Source organism: Aeromonas sp. 95A (assembly GCF_051919235.1).
GTDB classification, from domain to species: Bacteria; Pseudomonadota; Gammaproteobacteria; order Enterobacterales; family Aeromonadaceae; genus Aeromonas; species Aeromonas veronii.
The window spans coordinates 2,264,456-2,279,234 of the sequence record NZ_JBQBFC010000001.1 but is presented as its reverse complement, the minus strand read 5'-3'; the positions used below and the strand labels follow the sequence as shown (position 1 = coordinate 2,279,234).

Annotated in this window: 15 protein-coding genes and 1 pseudogene; 9 read left to right on the top strand and 7 right to left on the bottom strand. The window is 59.6% G+C overall.

Annotated elements, in window-relative coordinates:
• Positions 1–89: 89 nt before the first annotated feature.
• Positions 90–1,814: a proline--tRNA ligase gene (locus ACTG2U_RS10195; protein ID WP_335812289.1), complete on the top strand. Its 1,725-nt coding sequence runs from the start codon at positions 90–92 to the stop codon at positions 1,812–1,814.
• Positions 1,815–1,908: 94 nt separating this feature from the next.
• On the opposite strand, the gene ACTG2U_RS10190 is transcribed toward ACTG2U_RS10195, so the two are convergent.
• The 3 genes from ACTG2U_RS10190 to ACTG2U_RS10180 all read right to left on the bottom strand — a co-directional run bounded on the left by ACTG2U_RS10190 (position 1,909) and on the right by ACTG2U_RS10180 (position 3,896).
• The gene (locus ACTG2U_RS10190) at positions 1,909–2,589 is read right to left on the bottom strand and encodes an SDR family oxidoreductase (RefSeq protein WP_100645096.1); all 681 of its coding nucleotides are present in this window, start codon (positions 2,587–2,589) and stop codon (positions 1,909–1,911) included.
• 129 nt (positions 2,590–2,718) lie between these two features.
• A complete protein-coding gene (locus tag ACTG2U_RS10185; RefSeq protein WP_005354809.1) occupies positions 2,719–3,351 on the bottom strand; it encodes a TIGR04219 family outer membrane beta-barrel protein in 633 nt (210 codons plus the stop codon).
• Between the two features lie 95 nt (positions 3,352–3,446).
• Positions 3,447–3,896 (bottom strand): copper chaperone PCu(A)C, encoded by a 450-nt coding sequence (locus tag ACTG2U_RS10180; protein ID WP_005335782.1) that lies wholly within the window; start codon positions 3,894–3,896, stop codon positions 3,447–3,449.
• A gap of 90 nt (positions 3,897–3,986) precedes the next feature.
• Here ACTG2U_RS10180 and ACTG2U_RS10175 point away from each other — a divergent pair, with 90 nt between their 5' ends.
• Positions 3,987–4,736, top strand: a complete 750-nt coding sequence (locus ACTG2U_RS10175) for an enoyl-CoA hydratase-related protein (RefSeq protein WP_439974436.1) — start codon at positions 3,987–3,989, stop codon at positions 4,734–4,736.
• A 17-nt stretch (positions 4,737–4,753) separates the two neighbouring features.
• Here ACTG2U_RS10175 and ACTG2U_RS10170 read toward each other — a convergent pair whose 3' ends face one another.
• On the bottom strand, positions 4,754–5,182 hold the full coding sequence (locus tag ACTG2U_RS10170; protein WP_005335785.1) for a DUF2753 family protein: 429 nt from the start codon (positions 5,180–5,182) through the stop codon (positions 4,754–4,756).
• Between the two features lie 285 nt (positions 5,183–5,467).
• On the opposite strand from ACTG2U_RS10170, the gene ACTG2U_RS10165 reads away from it, so the two are divergent.
• Positions 5,468–6,127 (top strand): CatB-related O-acetyltransferase, encoded by a 660-nt coding sequence (locus ACTG2U_RS10165; protein ID WP_335812290.1) that lies wholly within the window; start codon positions 5,468–5,470, stop codon positions 6,125–6,127.
• 94 nt (positions 6,128–6,221) lie between these two features.
• Here ACTG2U_RS10165 and ACTG2U_RS10160 read toward each other — a convergent pair whose 3' ends face one another.
• Positions 6,222–6,929: a ParB-like protein gene (locus ACTG2U_RS10160; RefSeq protein ID WP_139461962.1), complete on the bottom strand. Its 708-nt coding sequence runs from the start codon at positions 6,927–6,929 to the stop codon at positions 6,222–6,224.
• Between the two features lie 184 nt (positions 6,930–7,113).
• Between ACTG2U_RS10160 and ACTG2U_RS10155 the strand changes: the two genes are divergently transcribed.
• From ACTG2U_RS10155 to ACTG2U_RS10145, 3 genes are all read left to right on the top strand, one after another.
• Entirely contained in the window at positions 7,114–8,718 is a 1,605-nt protein-coding gene (locus ACTG2U_RS10155; protein WP_429011793.1) for a peptide ABC transporter substrate-binding protein, read from the top strand.
• Between the two features lie 118 nt (positions 8,719–8,836).
• Positions 8,837–9,136 (top strand): hypothetical protein, encoded by a 300-nt coding sequence (locus ACTG2U_RS10150; protein ID WP_013723462.1) that lies wholly within the window; start codon positions 8,837–8,839, stop codon positions 9,134–9,136.
• A gap of 137 nt (positions 9,137–9,273) precedes the next feature.
• Positions 9,274–10,833: a methyl-accepting chemotaxis protein gene (locus tag ACTG2U_RS10145; RefSeq protein ID WP_421346872.1), complete on the top strand. Its 1,560-nt coding sequence runs from the start codon at positions 9,274–9,276 to the stop codon at positions 10,831–10,833.
• A 68-nt stretch (positions 10,834–10,901) separates the two neighbouring features.
• On the opposite strand, the gene dusA is transcribed toward ACTG2U_RS10145, so the two are convergent.
• Entirely contained in the window at positions 10,902–11,888 is a 987-nt protein-coding gene (gene dusA / locus ACTG2U_RS10140; RefSeq protein ID WP_439974435.1) for a tRNA dihydrouridine(20/20a) synthase DusA, read from the bottom strand.
• 137 nt (positions 11,889–12,025) lie between these two features.
• Between dusA and zur the strand changes: the two genes are divergently transcribed.
• From zur to ACTG2U_RS10125, 3 genes are read left to right on the top strand one after another with little or no spacing between them, the layout of a single operon-like run.
• Complete coding sequence (gene zur, locus ACTG2U_RS10135) at positions 12,026–12,484, top strand: zinc uptake transcriptional repressor Zur (RefSeq protein WP_005335805.1); 459 nt, start codon at positions 12,026–12,028, stop codon at positions 12,482–12,484.
• Positions 12,474–12,935, top strand: coding sequence for a chemotaxis protein CheX (locus tag ACTG2U_RS10130; protein ID WP_005343179.1), 462 nt, complete (start codon positions 12,474–12,476; stop codon positions 12,933–12,935). The genes zur and ACTG2U_RS10130 overlap by 11 nt, the downstream gene beginning before the upstream one ends.
• 4 nt (positions 12,936–12,939) lie before the next feature.
• The gene (locus ACTG2U_RS10125; protein WP_042052444.1) at positions 12,940–13,170 is read left to right on the top strand and encodes a hypothetical protein; all 231 of its coding nucleotides are present in this window, start codon (positions 12,940–12,942) and stop codon (positions 13,168–13,170) included.
• A 73-nt stretch (positions 13,171–13,243) separates the two neighbouring features.
• Here the strand turns inward: ACTG2U_RS10125 and brnQ are convergent.
• Positions 13,244–14,521, bottom strand: a pseudogene (gene brnQ / locus ACTG2U_RS10120) (branched-chain amino acid transport system II carrier protein).
• Positions 14,522–14,779 lie beyond the last annotated feature (258 nt).

The window sequence follows — 14,779 nt, the reverse complement described above, 5'->3', positions numbered from 1 at the left end:
AGCCCTTGGGCCATAACGCCCAGCCTGTTAAAATTCCGCCCTTGAAATTATCCTGGGCCCCGCGCCCGTTCTAGCTAAGGTCTACCGCGATGCGTACCAGCCAATATCTGCTTTCCACTCTCAAGGAAACCCCCTCCGACGCTGAAGTTGTCAGCCACCAGCTGATGCTGCGCGCCGGGATGATCCGTAAACTGGCCTCCGGCATGTATGCCTGGTTGCCAACCGGTCTGCGGGTACTGAAGAAAATCGAGAACATTGTTCGCGAAGAGATGAACAATGCTGGTGCCGTCGAAGTCTCCATGCCGGTGGTACAACCCGCCGAGCTGTGGCAGGAGTCCGGCCGCTGGGATGACTACGGTCCCGAGCTGTGCCGTCTGACCGACCGTCACAACCGTCCCTTCGTGCTGGGCCCGACCCACGAAGAGGTGATCACTGCGCTGGTGCGTTACGAAGTGAACAGCTACAAGCAGCTGCCGCTCAACCTCTACCAGATCCAGACCAAGTTCCGCGACGAAGTACGCCCCCGTTTCGGCGTGATGCGCGGCCGCGAATTCCTGATGAAGGATGCCTACTCCTTCCACATCGACAAAGAGTCTCTGGTCGATACCTACGAGAAGATGCACGCCGCCTACTGCAAGGCGTTCACCCGCATGGGTCTGAACTTCCGTCCGGTGCAGGCTGATACCGGCTCCATCGGTGGTACCGGTTCCCACGAATTCCAGGTACTGGCCGAGAGCGGTGAAGACTTGATCGCCTTCTCCGACAGCTCCGATTACGCCGCCAACATCGAGATGGCCGAAGCGCTGGCACCGGCTGGTGAGCGCGCTGCCGCCACAGCAGCCCTGACCAAGGTTGCCACCCCGAACGTCCACACCATCGACGAAGTGGCCGCTTTCCTGAACGTGGCTCCAACCGCCATCGCCAAAACCCTGCTGGTACTGGCAGAGGAAGATGAGCACGGCAAGCAGGCCGTTATTGCGCTGGTTCTGCGTGGCGACCACGAGCTGAACGAAATCAAGGCAGAGAAACTGGCTGGCGTGGCTAACCCGCTGACCTTCGCCAACGACGAGCAGATCAAAGCTGCCGCCGGTTGCGACGCAGGCTCCATCGGCCCGGTCGGCTTTGCCGGTCGCATCATCGTCGATCGCAGCGCTGCCCATCTGGCGGACTTCGTCTGCGGCGCCAACGAAACCGGCTTCCACCTGACCGGTGCCAACTGGGATCGCGACATCGCTTCTTACGAAGTTGCCGACCTGCGCAACGTGGTGGAAGGCGACCCGAGCCCGTGCGGCCAGGGCAAGCTGCTGCTCAAGCGCGGTATCGAAGTGGGCCACATCTTCCAGCTGGGTACCAAGTACTCCGAAGCGATGAAGGCGAGCGTGCTGAACGAAGCTGGCAAATCCGTCACCATGGAGATGGGTTGCTACGGTATCGGGGTTTCCCGTCTGGTGGCTGCCGCCATCGAGCAGAACAACGACCAGTACGGCATCATCTGGCCGGATGCCATCGCCCCGTTCGAAGTGGCCATCGTGCCGATGAACATGCACAAATCCGAGCGTGTGGCCGAGCAGGCACAACAGTTCTACGCCGAGCTGAAAGCCGCTGGTGTGGACGTGCTGTTCGACGACCGTAAAGAGCGCCCGGGCGTGATGTTCGCCGACATGGAGCTGCTGGGCATCCCGCACGCCATCGTCATCGGCGATCGCGGTCTGGACAACGGAGTGGTGGAGTACAAGTGCCGCCGCACCGGCGAGAAGCAGGAAGTGGCCATCAGCGACATCATCGCCATGCTCAAGGCCAAGCTGAGCCGTTAATTCCGCCCTCTTCCCGATATAAAAAAGCGCGCCGTTTGGCGCGCTTTTTGTTTCTGTATGTTCTGACGACGGCAACCGGATGGCGGGCTTCGCCTCAGGGATTGCGACCGATAAAGAGGTCGGTCACGTGGCAGCTGCTTCTGGCTTCCAGCGCGTCGAGCATATAGGCTGCCGCATCTTCCGGGGTCATGAAGCCACTCGGGTCCACGTGATCCGAGTTGTCCCAGAATTCGCTGCGGATCCCGCTCGGATAGAGATTGACCAGCCGCAGTGGCGAGCCTTTCAGCTCCGCGCGCAAGGATTCGAGAAAGCCGCGCATCCCCCATTTGGAGGCGCAGTAGAGGCTCTCGTTGGCCTTGCCCACCTGCGCGGCGGAGGAGAGCACATTGGCCAGTACTCCGCCTTTCTCACCGATAAGCCGCACCGTCTGCTGGGCCACCAGAATGGTGGAGATGAGATTGCTCTCCACCACCCGGCGGATCTGCTCGGCGGTGTAGACACCGACCGGGCCAAACTCGCCCACCCCGGCGCAGTGGATCACCATGTCGGGCAGGCCACCCCACTCCACCGCAGCGGCGAAGGCGACATCGACCTCTTCATGGTGCGCCAGATCGGCGGCGATGCCGATCACCGCGCTGCCGAGCAGTAGCTCCTGCTCCTGCAGTCGCTGATAACGGCGCCCCATCATGGAGACCTGATGGCCCCGCTCAACCAGACCTATGGTCAGCGCCCGGCCGAGACCAGAACCGGCGCCTGTCACTATGATGTGGCCCATGATTGCTCCTCGCCGTCAGTCGACGGTCAGATTAGAAAGTGAATTCATCGCCCATGAACCAGCCATCGACAGAATGCTCTGATAGATGTTGGCGAAGAATTTCACCCCCCGTTGTCAGACAACGTCAGATTAGAAAGTGAATTCGCCGCCCATGAACCAGCCATCGACAGACTGGTCGATATTGGCGAAGTCGACCTTGGCTTCACGCCAGCCGGCACGCAGCTTGATCGGCATGGAGGAGAACTTGTAGGAACCACCCAGACGGTAGTCATAGTTGTCCGCATCGTGAGTGCGCAGATCGCCGAAGAAGGCGATGCCGGTGCCCGGGATCTTCACTTCGCTGCCGGCATAGGCCATCAGGGTATCTTCGTCATAACCCTTGCGACCGAAGTAGACCTGCTCGCCATCGTAGTGACGACCGGTCATACCCAGATCGATCTTGAACAGATCGTTGTTGAACAGACGGTAGTAGAGGCTCAGATCGTAGGCGGTCAGATCGTTCTTGAAGTTACCGCCGGAGGTGCTGAAATCGGAGACTTCAAACTTGGCGTTCGGCAGGAAGATGATGCCGTGTTCAAGTTGCAGATAGCCGTTCCAGTTGTAGCTGTCGTCATAGCTGCCATCAGCACTGGTGCCATAAGCCTGACCACTGCCCTTGGCGGCCCATACGTCGGCACCGGCGGCAAAACGCCAGTCGTCAGCGGCCATGGCACTCTGGCTGCACAGAGCCAGCACAAAACCGGCAATCAGCGTCTTTTTCATTACGTCACTTCCTCTTGCATACATGGAAAAGAGCACTATTTTACTCGGTGCAGCCAAAATACCCAGCGTCAATCCTGAACAAACGACGACAAATGTCAGTGCTTCATATGCTTCATCTCTGCCATCGGCTCAATCGGCTTCACCGGCAGTGACAGATCCAGCTTCTGACCATCATCCATGGTGAGGGTGAGCGGGAAAGGAGTCTGCTCGGAGAGCGTGCCCACCTCGAACAACATGATGTGCAGGCTGCCCGGTTTCAGCACCGCCTCGCCCTTGGCCGGGATCTCGATATTCTCGACCTGACGCATCTTCATCACACCATTTTCGTGCAGGTGGGTGTGCAGCTCGGCACGCCCGGCCGCAGCAGAAGCCGCCGCCACCAGCTTGACCGGCTGGTCGGCATCATTCTTAAGCACCATAAAGGCGGCGGTGTTGGGGGAACCCGGCGGCAACAGGCGCACATAGCCGTCGACAGCCTCGACCTTGGCCAGTGCAGGCGCAGTCATCCCCAGAACCAGCAGAGAATAAAACGCACGTTTAAACATGGTTGAAATCCTTTTATGATGTTGTTAAACGGCGCCAAGGTTACCCCAGCAGCAACCTTTTTTGCACCTTTCAATAACAAGGATTTAGACATGGCCCCCATTCTCATTGCCGAGCAGCAGGATGGCTTGCTCACCCTGACCCTCAACCGCCCCGACAAGCGCAACGCCCTCAATACCGAGCTCTATAAGCAACTGGTGGCGGCGCTGCGAGAAGCGGCAGCCGATGAGGAGGTGCATGTCCTGTTGTTGCAGGGGCAGCAGGATTGCTTTACCGCGGGCAATGATCTGGCTGACTTTATGGGCAAGAGCTCGCTGGAGCCCGACGACCCCATACTGCAGTTCCTCCACACCCTGGCCGATTTCCCCAAACCCGTGATCGGTGCCGTTGCAGGCCCGGCAGTGGGGATTGGCACCACCATTTTGCTGCACTGCGATCTGGTCTATCTGGCGGATAACGCCCGCTTGCAGCTTCCCTTTGTCGAGCTGGGGCTGGTGCCGGAGTTCGCCTCCAGCCTGCTGCTGCCGCGCTTGGTAGGTCACCTCAAGGCAGCCGAGCTGTTGCTGCTGGCCGAGGCGATGGATGCCGAGGAGGCGCTACGTCTCGGGCTGGCCAACAAGGTGGTGGCGGCCGATGGAGTGCTCTCCCTTGCCCGCGAGCAGGGGCTGAAGCTGGCGGCCAAACCGCCCAGAGCGCTCCAAAAGAGCAAGGCGCTGCTGAAACAGGAGCTTAAACAGGCGGTGCACTTTGTCATCGATCTGGAGGCGCGCGCCTTCGCCCAGGCACTGCAAGGGGAAGAGGCGCAGCAGCGCATCGCCCAGAAACTCAAACGGCGGGGCTGAGCCTCGCCCCAATCCGTTCAGTTGAGGCGAAAACGGCCGATCAGCTCGCAACCCTGTACCTTGTCCTGCAACTGGATCAGCCGGGCAATTTCCGGATTGGGGTGACGCTTGAGAAAGGCGAGCAGGGCGCCGCGACAGCAACCCAACTCGCTGATCAGAGCCTCGCACTCCCGGTTGGGGCACTGCGGCACCAGCGCCGTCACCAGCTCGGAGGCAAGCTTCAGGTAGCGCAGCTCGTAAGTCGGCTCATCCATCGCCCGCCAGAAGTCGGCCAGCCGGTGACAGGTGGCGACCCGCATGGTGGCCAGTTCGGTCAACTCGACCTGGGTCATCTCGTAAACATCCCCCAGCGCCTGCTGATAAAAGCAGATCGCCGCCCCCAGCGAACCGGCCTGCCAGGCACGCTCCGCCTCCAGCATGTATCGTTGCCAACTTTGCGGTGTCATCTCGCTCTCCCGAGTCCGTCATGGTGGGAGTGTTATCATGGCTAATTGAGAATAAATATCAACCAGAGGGTTAGTGCAGGATCTCTGCGTAACCTTGGCAAACCCGGCGCCCGACCTTATGATCGTGCCCTTCCCCCCTTCTTTGGAGCACACCACAATGCGACCTCGCCTCCCGCAGATGCTGGGCTGCTCCCTGCTCTGCGTGCCCCGCATGCTGGTCTGGATCTATTAGCTGCGCTCAAGCGAACGCAACCCATCCGATCCATTCAGCAAAGGAGTACCAATATGAGCACCTGCCAACACTGGTCGCAGGTCGAATACCTGCACCTGACGGTGACCAACCCCAATATCTGCCTCAAAGGGCAGCACAGCTACTACTCGGGTGCCTGGGATGGCCCCTTCGAAGAGGTGGCGGTGCGCTACCTCCATGGCGATCCCTTCAGCCGCAGCCCGGAAACCGGCTGGGAGCCGCTCTGGCATATCGACAGTCTCCATATCGGCGACTATGTGCAGATTGCCGCCGGGGTAAAGATCATCATGGGGGGCAACCACACCCACAACACGTCCTTCATCAACACCTATCCGTTCGCCGATCTGGCGGTGCTCCAGCGCAGCTACCGCCCCGCTGGCGATACCCGCATCGGCAACGATGTCTGGATCGGCATGGAGGCGATGATCATGCCCGGCGTCACCATCGGCAACGGCGCCATCATCGCAGCCCGTTCGCTGGTCAATCAGGATGTGCCGCCCTATGCCATGGTGGCGGGCACCCCGGCCAGGGTGGTGCGAATGCGCTTTGGCGAGGAGGAGATTGCCCGGCTACAGGCCCTCGCCTGGTGGGATTGGCCGGATCAACAGGTCAACGATCTGCTACCGCTGATCCAGCAAGGTGACGTCGCCCTGCTTGAGCAGGCGGCTGTCCGCTGGGCGGAGCGCCATGAGTGACCACCGCTAACCAGTAGCTGACAGCATAAGGGCGACCCCGGGGTCGCCCTCTTTTATCTCCGGCATGCTCTGGATGCCGTCATCGCACATCCACTCACTGCGCGCTTTTGGACTGGTTGAGGCTGCACTGCTTGCCGGGATAACCGGGTAGATCCTTGGCATCGCTGCCGCAGGCGAGCCGTTTGGCCTGTTGCAGGCGGGCCGCCAGATTGGCGCTGTCCACCGGCATCCATTGCATCTGCTTGCCGAGCCAGCTGGCCCAGGCAAACTCGACGAAATAGACCTGTTTGTCCTTGCGAAAGTAGCCCGCATTCTGCAGCAGTCCGGCGAGGGTGCGATAGGGGTAATCAGGCAGCTTGTCGATGCTGGTCGGCAACTGCTCCGGGGTCAGTGGTTGCCCCTTCTCATCCTTGAGCCAAGCCCAATGGTTGTTCTGCATCTGGCTCCAGAAGTTGGCCTTGTCCTGCAGGCGGCCAATCACCTTGACCCGGGCATCCTTGACGCCCTGCTGCCACAACGCCTTGGTGAGATGGTGCCTGTCCACCAGCCAGTAGCTGCCATCCGGCGCAATCACCACGGGGATCTCTTTCTTTTTCATCAACTTGTCTAGCTGCTTTGCGCTCATGCCCGCCAATGTGGCCTGGGTCTCATCGACCTGGATCTGGCCGACGCCCCCCTGAGTCGGGTGCAAGGCATCGATGCCGATCTCGCACCAGTTGCCCACCGCCGTGTCGCTCTGGCACGGGGCCAACGCCCAGGCACCCTGGCTCAACACACAGGCCAGCACTAACCATGCTTTCATCGTTTGACACTCCTCACCACATTGAACTGCACAGACGCCGGGAACGCTCTTCTACCCCGATTGGGAGTGAGAGTCGAATGCTGGCGGTCAGACCAGCAAACGGGATATCATGATTTCCCATCTGTCGGCGATATTTTCTCGCCGAGTTTTCTCCCCGCTTCACACTATTTGAAGGATCCGACCCATGAAAGGATGGAGCCCCTTGCTGGCCCTGCTGGGCTGTGCTGCTGTCCAGGCTGCCGATATTCCCGCCGGAACACAACTCGCCGCCGAGCAGATTGTCGTTCGCCACCTCAAGGATGAACCTGCGAGCCTGAGCCCGCTCAAGCTGGTCGGCCTGCCGGAGTTGCAGGTACTGCGGGATCTGTTCGAGGGGCTGCTGACCCAGGGGCCGGATGGCAAACCGGTTGCCGGGGTGGCGGCCAGCTGGGAGAACAAGGGCAACCAGTTCTTTACCTTCCATCTGCGCCCGGATGCGCGCTGGTCCAACGGCGATCCGGTCAAGGCTGGCGACTTCGTCTACGGCTGGCGCAAGCTGGTCGACCCGAAAGAGGCGGCCACCTTCGCCTGGTTTGCCCAACTGGCCCGTTTCGACAAGGTGGACGAGATAGTCGCAGGCAAATTGCCAGCCAGCGAGCTGGGGGTCAAGGCCCTCGATGACCACACCCTGCAGGTGACCCTCTCCCAGCCGGTGCCCTACTTCCTGAACCTGCTGAGCCACCCCAGCCTGTCGCCGCTCCATCAAGCCAGCATCGAGCAGTACGGCAACCTGTGGACCCAACCCGGCAAACTGGTGGGCAACGGTGCCTTTGTGCTGAATAACCGGGTAGTCAACGAGAAGCTGGAGCTGACCCCCAACCCTCATTACTGGGATCGGGCCCATACCGTATTGACCAAGGTGATCTTCATGCCGATCAATCAGGAGAGCGCGGCCACCAACCGCTATCTGGCGGGCGATCTGCATATCACCGAATCCTTCCCCAAGGAGCAGTACGACAAGCTGAAGCAGCAGATCCCGAATGAGGTCTACACCCCGGACCAGCTCGGCACCTACTACTACGCCTTCAATACCCGTCAGGCACCACTGAACGATGTGCGGGTACGCAAGGCGCTCTCCTACACCATCGACCGCACCCTGATCGCCGACAAGGTGCTCGGTACCGGCGAGAAACCGGCTTATCACTTCACTCCGGATGTGACCGCCAGCTTTACCCCGGCCGCCAACTTGCTCTCCACCAGCAGCCAGCCGGCGCTGGACAGCAAGGCCAAGGCCCTGCTCAAGGAAGCCGGTTACGGCCCGGACAAGCCGCTCAAGCTGACCCTGCTCTACAACACCGCGGAAATTCACAAGAAGATGGCGCTGGCTATCGCCAGCATGTGGAAGCAGAAGCTGGGCGCCGAGGTCGAGCTGACCAACCAGGAGTGGAAAACCTATCTCGACAGCCGCCAGAGCGGTCAGTTCGAGGTGATTCGCTCCTCCTGGGTCGCCGATTACAACGACCCGTCAGCGTTCCTCGGCCTGTGGGGCTCTCGTCACAGCGGCAATATGGCTGGCTTTGCCAATGCCCGTTATGACCAACTGCTGGCAGAGGCGGCCAGCACTCAGGATGCCGCCAGCCGCAGCAAGCTGTTTGGCGAGGCAGAGGCGATCCTGCTGGATCAAGCCCCCATCGCCCCCATCTACCAGTACACCAATGCCCGCCTCATCAAGCCATGGCTCAAGGGCTACCCCATCAACAACCCGGAAGATGTGGCCTACAGCCGCCAGCTGTACCTGATCAAACACTGACACCAGCCACAACGATGCGAGGCCCCGCAGGGCCTCGCTATTGATACTGTTCACACCCCGATTTCCAGCCTAAAATGCCGCCCCTTCTGTTCAATTAATCTTCAATACCCAGTCAGACATGCGTTATTTGATACTGCTCTCGTTGTTGTGGACCCTGCCTGCGCAGGCCAACAGCGAATCCCAATGCCAGCAAGAGTTTGTCGGCTGGATGCTGCACCAGCAGCAACAGTTCAGCGATCGCAAGTCTGACAAGATGGAACGGCGCCGGGCCGAGCGGGCCATCGAGTTGGCTCGTCAGGAGTACGACAAACAAGCCAGCTTCTGCAAAACCATGCAGCTTGTACATGAGTACAAAGATGATGATCCTCGCCTCGCCCCAAGAAAGGGGGAAGTTCACGATTTCACACCGGCCAGCTGACCCTCACTTCATCAATTCATTGTGTTGATTAATTGACCCAAGCCAAGTTCGGGTCACTGAAGAGCCTTAGAATGATTAACTGAGAACGACAATAAAAAATATATTTATCAGTTATTTGGCTTTTTCAGGAACGACACATGACCAAACTCCATCAGGAGGGGGAGATACACTTCCCCGACAACATCGCACTCATCTCGACCACGGATCCCGCCAGTCATATTACCTATGCCAACCAGCACTTCTGTGATGTGGCCGGGTATGGTGCAGCCGAAATGGAAGGAGTACCCCACAATCTGGTGCGACACCCCGACATGCCCAAAGCGGCCTTCGCCGACATGTGGCAGCGGCTGCGACAGGGCAAAAGCTGGATGGGGCTGGTCAAGAACCGCGCCAAAAGCGGTCAGTTCTATTGGGTAAACGCTTACGTCACCCCGATCCTCAATGCGCAGAAGGAGATCGTCGAGTTCCAGTCGGTGCGCACCAAACCCGCCGCCAGCGATGTGGCCTGGGCCGAGCAGCTCTATGGCCTGCTGCGCAGCGGCAAGGCGCTCCCCTGGCTGAGCCGCTTTCACTTTGAACCGGGTCAGCTGACCCTCTGGCTCTCTGTTTCAGCCTTGCTCACCACCCTTGCTACCTTTGCCACCGGCAACCTGTTATGGCTGCTGCCCACCGCCTTGTTGCTGTTGGCACAGGCAATTCACGGCTGGCGATTGCAACAACGGCTGGCTCATCTGCTCACCCTTGCCGATCAAGACAAGGGAACCCGCCTCTGTCAGGTGCTCTACACCCGACGGCGCGACACCCTGGCGGCCGTCGAACTGGCCCTGCGGATGAAGCAGGCCGAGCTCAAGGCCGTGGTCGGGCGCAGCGCCGACACCAACCAGCAGATCCTGCAGGCAGCCGAAGATGACCGGGGCAATATCCAGACCATTGATACTCATCTGCAGCAGCAGCGCGCCCACAGCGAGCAGCTGGCGACCGCCATCACCGAGCTGAGCCACTCAATTCGGGATGTGGCCCACAGTGCCCATGAGGCAAGCAATCTGGTCATAGAGGTACAGCAGGTCTCCGATGAGGGGCTGCAAGCATTGGCGACCACCCGCTCCGCCGTCAACCAACTCCATCAGGAGCTGGATGCCAACCACGCCGTGCTGGCCCAGCTCACCAGCGACAGCCAGAAGATCAGCGGTATTCTGGAGGTGATCAGTCAAATCGCCGACCAGACCAACCTGCTCGCACTCAATGCAGCCATCGAGGCAGCCCGTGCTGGCGAACAGGGGCGCGGTTTTGCCGTGGTGGCGGATGAAGTGAGGGCGCTGGCTCAGAAGACCCGTGCCTCGACCAGCGAGATCCACGAGATGATCCAGGCGCTGCAACAGACTACACAACAGCTGTCGGACGGGATGACACAAGGGGCACAGACTTCGGTGCGCTGCCAGCAGCACGCAGGCACCACCGCCGATGTGCTCACCCAGATCAACCGGATGCTGGGGCAGGTAACCCGCACCAGCGACGAGATCGCCCAGGCGGTGAGTCAGCAGGCCGACGTCACGGCGACGCTCGATGAAGGGGTGCACCAGATCCACCAACTTGCCAGCCACACCGCCGACAACAGCAGGCAGGCCCTCGATGGCATCACCCTGCTGGTAGAGCGGCTGCAGGACCTCTCGCGGCTGATCAACCAGTTCAGATATTGAAGCGACAGCGCTCAAAAAAGCGCGTCAACTGACGCGCTTTTTGTTGCTCTTGCCTTGGCACAACTGGCTTATTCGGCCGTCTCGCTGCTGGCAAACTCCGGCACCTTGGCCATGGCATCCAGCACCACCTGAATACCGGCGCCCGGCTTGCAGGCGTTCTCACTCAGGTGACGGCGCCAGGCGCGAGCCCCCTGCATGTTCTGGAACAGCCCCAGCATGTGGCGAGTCATGTGGGAGAGGTAGTTGCCCTTGGCCAGCTCCTGCTCGATATAGGGCAGCATCATCCGCACCACCTCGTGGCGGCTCGGCACGGCGTTGTTCTGACCAAACACCAGATTGTCCACCTGCGCCAGAATGTAGGGGTTCTGATAGGCTTCGCGCCCCATCATGACGCCATCGACGTGTTGCAGGTGCTCCAGAGTCTGCTCCATGGAGGTGACGCCGCCGTTGAGGGCGATGGTGAGATCCGGGTAATCCTGCTTGACCCGATAGACGCGGGGATAATCGAGGGGCGGGATCTCGCGGTTCTCCTTGGGGCTCAGGCCACTCAGCCACGCCTTGCGGGCATGGACGATAAAGGTGTCGCAACCGGCATCGCGCACCTGTTCGATAAAGGCCTGCAAAAACTCGTAAGAGTCCTGATCGTCGATACCAATACGGGTCTTCACCGTCACCGGAATATCGACCACATCGCGCATCGCCTTGACGCAGTCCGCCACCAGCGTCGGTTCCCCCATCAGGCAGGCACCAAAGCGGCCGTTTTGCACCCGATCGGAGGGGCAGCCGACGTTGATGTTCACCTCGTCATAGCCGCGCTCCTCGGCCAGCTTGGCACAGCGCGCCAAATCGGCGGGATTGCTGCCACCCAGCTGCAGGGAGATGGGGTGCTCCTGCTCGCTGTAACCCAGATAATCCCCCTTGCCGTGGATGATGGCGCCGGTGGTCACCATTTCGGTATAGAGCAAGGTCTGGCGGCTCATCAGTCGATGAAAGTAACGGCAATGCCGATCAGTCCAGTCCAGCATGGGGGCGATGGAAAAACGCTGCGCCTGCATAAAAATCATCCGGGTTGGCTAAAGAAAGGGGCGGATTTTATCACAACGTGAAGCAGCCCCAGAAAATGAATTTTGTCGCCGCGCCATGCGAGGCCCTGTGATAGTATCCGGCTAATAGAAAGGGTATCTGCGCGATCATGAATCAAGACCAACTTTTACAACGAGCCGAGCGACTCTGTATACAGCGAGGGATCCGCTTCACCCCGACCCGACGTCAGGTATTTCGCCTGCTGGCGGCACACGGCAACGCCATCAGCGCCTATGATTTGTTGGCTCAGCTGCAACAAACCGAAGCCAATGCCAAGCCGCCAACCGTCTATCGGGCACTCGATTTTTTGCTCGAACAGGGCTTTGCTCACAAGGTGGAATCTCTCAACGCGTTTATCTTCTGCTGCCACTTCGATCACGCTCACCCGATGCAGTTGCTGATCTGCGACGAGTGCGGGGATGTGGTCGAGCTTCACGATACGGCGATCGATAGCGCGTTTTCCGAGCAGGCCCACTTGCATGGTTTTACTATTACCAATAAGACGATAGAGGCACATGGCCAATGTGCCCGTTGTACGCCCACTGTAGGAAGTCATCATGAAGGCTGATTTTGTAAATCCGTTCCTGCTATCCCTGCTCAATGTGCTCTCGACCATGGCACAGCTGGAACTCAAACCGGGCAAACCGAAACGCAAGATGGATGAGCTGGCGCGCGGCGACGTCTCCGGCCTGATCGGCATGGTCGGCCCGCAGACCCGTGGCTCCCTCTCAATCAGCTTCGAGAAGGGGCTGGCGCTGGAGATCATGCGCCGCATGCTGGGGGAAGCGCCCGCCTCCATCAACGAAGAGGTGACCGACATGGTCGGCGAAATCACCAACATGGTGACCGGCGGTGCCAAGCGGATGCTGGGCGAGAAGGGCTACGAGTTTGACATGGCGACCCCCATCATCGTCTCCGGTCCCAACCACACCATTACCCACCGTGCCGATGGCACCAAGATCATGATGCCGTTCGAATCTGATTTCGGTCGCGCCACTATCGAAATCTGCTTCGAGTAACCCTATGTGGAAAGCATTGAAATGGATTTTCATCTGCTGGGCTCTGCTGTTGATCCTGTCGGACATTCAGATCAGCACCTCCCTCTACAAGTACGAAGATAACCGGGTGCTCATCAACTTCCCGCGCTGGGAAGCCAAGCAGCCCTGGGGCACCTTCGAGTGGCATGCCGGACGGGTAGAAACCCACTGGTATGGTCTGGATGGCAAACCCAAGCCGTCAGGCCCGCAAATCTGATCCGGTAACGGATCCGGCAGAAACAGAAGAGGCCAGCAGATGCTGGCCTCTTTGCTATCTCGTTGATCCTGAATCAAGCTGCTTCGGCAGCCAACTTCCCGCTTGGTCGCATCAAGATGCCAACGATGCAGGCCAACAGTGTCGGCAGCAGCTAGGCAAGTCCCTTGTCGAACAGCGGCAGGAAGGCAAAGCCGTCCATCACCATCCCGGCAGCCCCCAGCCCATCGAGGCAACCAAACAGAAAGGCGACCGTCAGCACGCTGCGAAACGCCAGCCGTGGCTGGGCAAACCATCCCTTGAGGAAGGTCACCAGCACCTGCGCGATGGCCACCGGATAGATGGCCACCAGCACCGGAATCGAGAGACTGATAAGCTCACTCAGCCCCACATTGGCCACCAGTGCACAGAGCGCCCCCAGCAGCATGACCCAGTTGCGATAGGCCCAACCTGTCAGGCCATGGAAGTAGTCGGCACCGGCACAGAGCAGGCCGACCGCACTGGTAAAACAGGCCAGGGTGATGATGGCAGCCAGAATAAACTGACCCAGTTGACCAAACAGACTCAGGACGTAAGCATTGACGATGGCGCCGCCGTTGCTGATATCGCTCGCCACCCCACCGGCGCTGTTGCCCAGCTGAAAGAGCGAGACATACACCGCCGACAACCCGACCGCCGAGATCAAGCCTGCAATAGTCAGATATTTGAACTGGCTGCGATAATCCTCGATCCCCTTCTGGCGCAGCAACCCGATGATCAGGGCGCCAAACATCAGGGAGGCCAGGGTATCCATGGTGTTGTACCCCTCCAGCATTCCTTTGGTCAGGGCTGCATCTATGTACTCACCGCTGGCATCTGGCATGGTGCCCTGCGGCGTCATAAAGACCCCGACCGCCAGAATAAGCAGCATCGCCATCAGGGCTGGGGTCAGATACTTGCCGACCGCATCGAGCAGTTTGCCCCGATCGAGCGCCACCAGGATCACCAGCGCAAAGAAACTCAGGGTGTAGATCAGCAGTCCCGCATGACCGGCATCGCCGAGCCAGGGCTTGAGCCCCATCTCGTAGGCGACCAGACCGGTGCGGGGAATGGCAAAGGCGGGCCCCATGATGATATAGATGGCGATGGCCAGCGCCGTCGCCGCCCCGGCGGGCAGATAGCGGGTCATTCCGGTCCAGCCACTCGCGCCGCCCCCCGAACTCCCCTTGGCCACCGCAATCAGGGTGATCAGCGGCAAGCCCACTGCCGTTAGCAAAAAGCCGCACATGGCGGCCAACAGATGCTCACCGGCCATAAAACCGGCCAGCGGCGGAAAAATGATATTGCCTGCCCCCAGATAGAAGGCAAACGTCATAAATCCCAATCCGAATACGTCGGACAACTTCAATGATTTCGTCAAACTCAACCTCATCTGCCTTATCAGCTTGTTATTGATTGCACCCACTGCCTGGCAGATAACCGGTAACAATACCTCTCGCCCCCACACGGCCCGCGGACCGGATGAGGCGCACCACCTTTAGCATAAAGAAGAGGAGTTCGATCTCAATCACCAATTAATATCTTGAAACAATTTACTGCTGCAGAATTAATCGCCGAACAACTCGGCGCTCCA

Excerpts from the sequence above, each read along its gene's own strand:
- ACTG2U_RS10195 (WP_335812289.1), top strand. The coding sequence starts at position 90 with ATGCGTACCAGCCAATATCTGCTTTCCACTCTCAAGGAAACCCCCTCC.
- ACTG2U_RS10190 (WP_100645096.1), bottom strand. The coding sequence starts at position 2,589 with ATGGGCCACATCATAGTGACAGGCGCCGGTTCTGGTCTCGGCCGGGCG.
- ACTG2U_RS10185 (WP_005354809.1), bottom strand. The coding sequence starts at position 3,351 with ATGAAAAAGACGCTGATTGCCGGTTTTGTGCTGGCTCTGTGCAGCCAG.
- ACTG2U_RS10180 (WP_005335782.1), bottom strand. The coding sequence starts at position 3,896 with ATGTTTAAACGTGCGTTTTATTCTCTGCTGGTTCTGGGGATGACTGCG.
- ACTG2U_RS10175 (WP_439974436.1), top strand. The coding sequence starts at position 3,987 with ATGGCCCCCATTCTCATTGCCGAGCAGCAGGATGGCTTGCTCACCCTG.
- ACTG2U_RS10170 (WP_005335785.1), bottom strand. The coding sequence starts at position 5,182 with ATGACACCGCAAAGTTGGCAACGATACATGCTGGAGGCGGAGCGTGCC.
- ACTG2U_RS10165 (WP_335812290.1), top strand. The coding sequence starts at position 5,468 with ATGAGCACCTGCCAACACTGGTCGCAGGTCGAATACCTGCACCTGACG.
- ACTG2U_RS10160 (WP_139461962.1), bottom strand. The coding sequence starts at position 6,929 with ATGAAAGCATGGTTAGTGCTGGCCTGTGTGTTGAGCCAGGGTGCCTGG.
- ACTG2U_RS10155 (WP_429011793.1), top strand. The coding sequence starts at position 7,114 with ATGAAAGGATGGAGCCCCTTGCTGGCCCTGCTGGGCTGTGCTGCTGTC.
- ACTG2U_RS10150 (WP_013723462.1), top strand. The coding sequence starts at position 8,837 with ATGCGTTATTTGATACTGCTCTCGTTGTTGTGGACCCTGCCTGCGCAG.
- ACTG2U_RS10145 (WP_421346872.1), top strand. The coding sequence starts at position 9,274 with ATGACCAAACTCCATCAGGAGGGGGAGATACACTTCCCCGACAACATC.
- dusA (WP_439974435.1), bottom strand. The coding sequence starts at position 11,888 with ATGCAGGCGCAGCGTTTTTCCATCGCCCCCATGCTGGACTGGACTGAT.
- zur (WP_005335805.1), top strand. The coding sequence starts at position 12,026 with ATGAATCAAGACCAACTTTTACAACGAGCCGAGCGACTCTGTATACAG.
- ACTG2U_RS10130 (WP_005343179.1), top strand. The coding sequence starts at position 12,474 with ATGAAGGCTGATTTTGTAAATCCGTTCCTGCTATCCCTGCTCAATGTG.
- ACTG2U_RS10125 (WP_042052444.1), top strand. The coding sequence starts at position 12,940 with ATGTGGAAAGCATTGAAATGGATTTTCATCTGCTGGGCTCTGCTGTTG.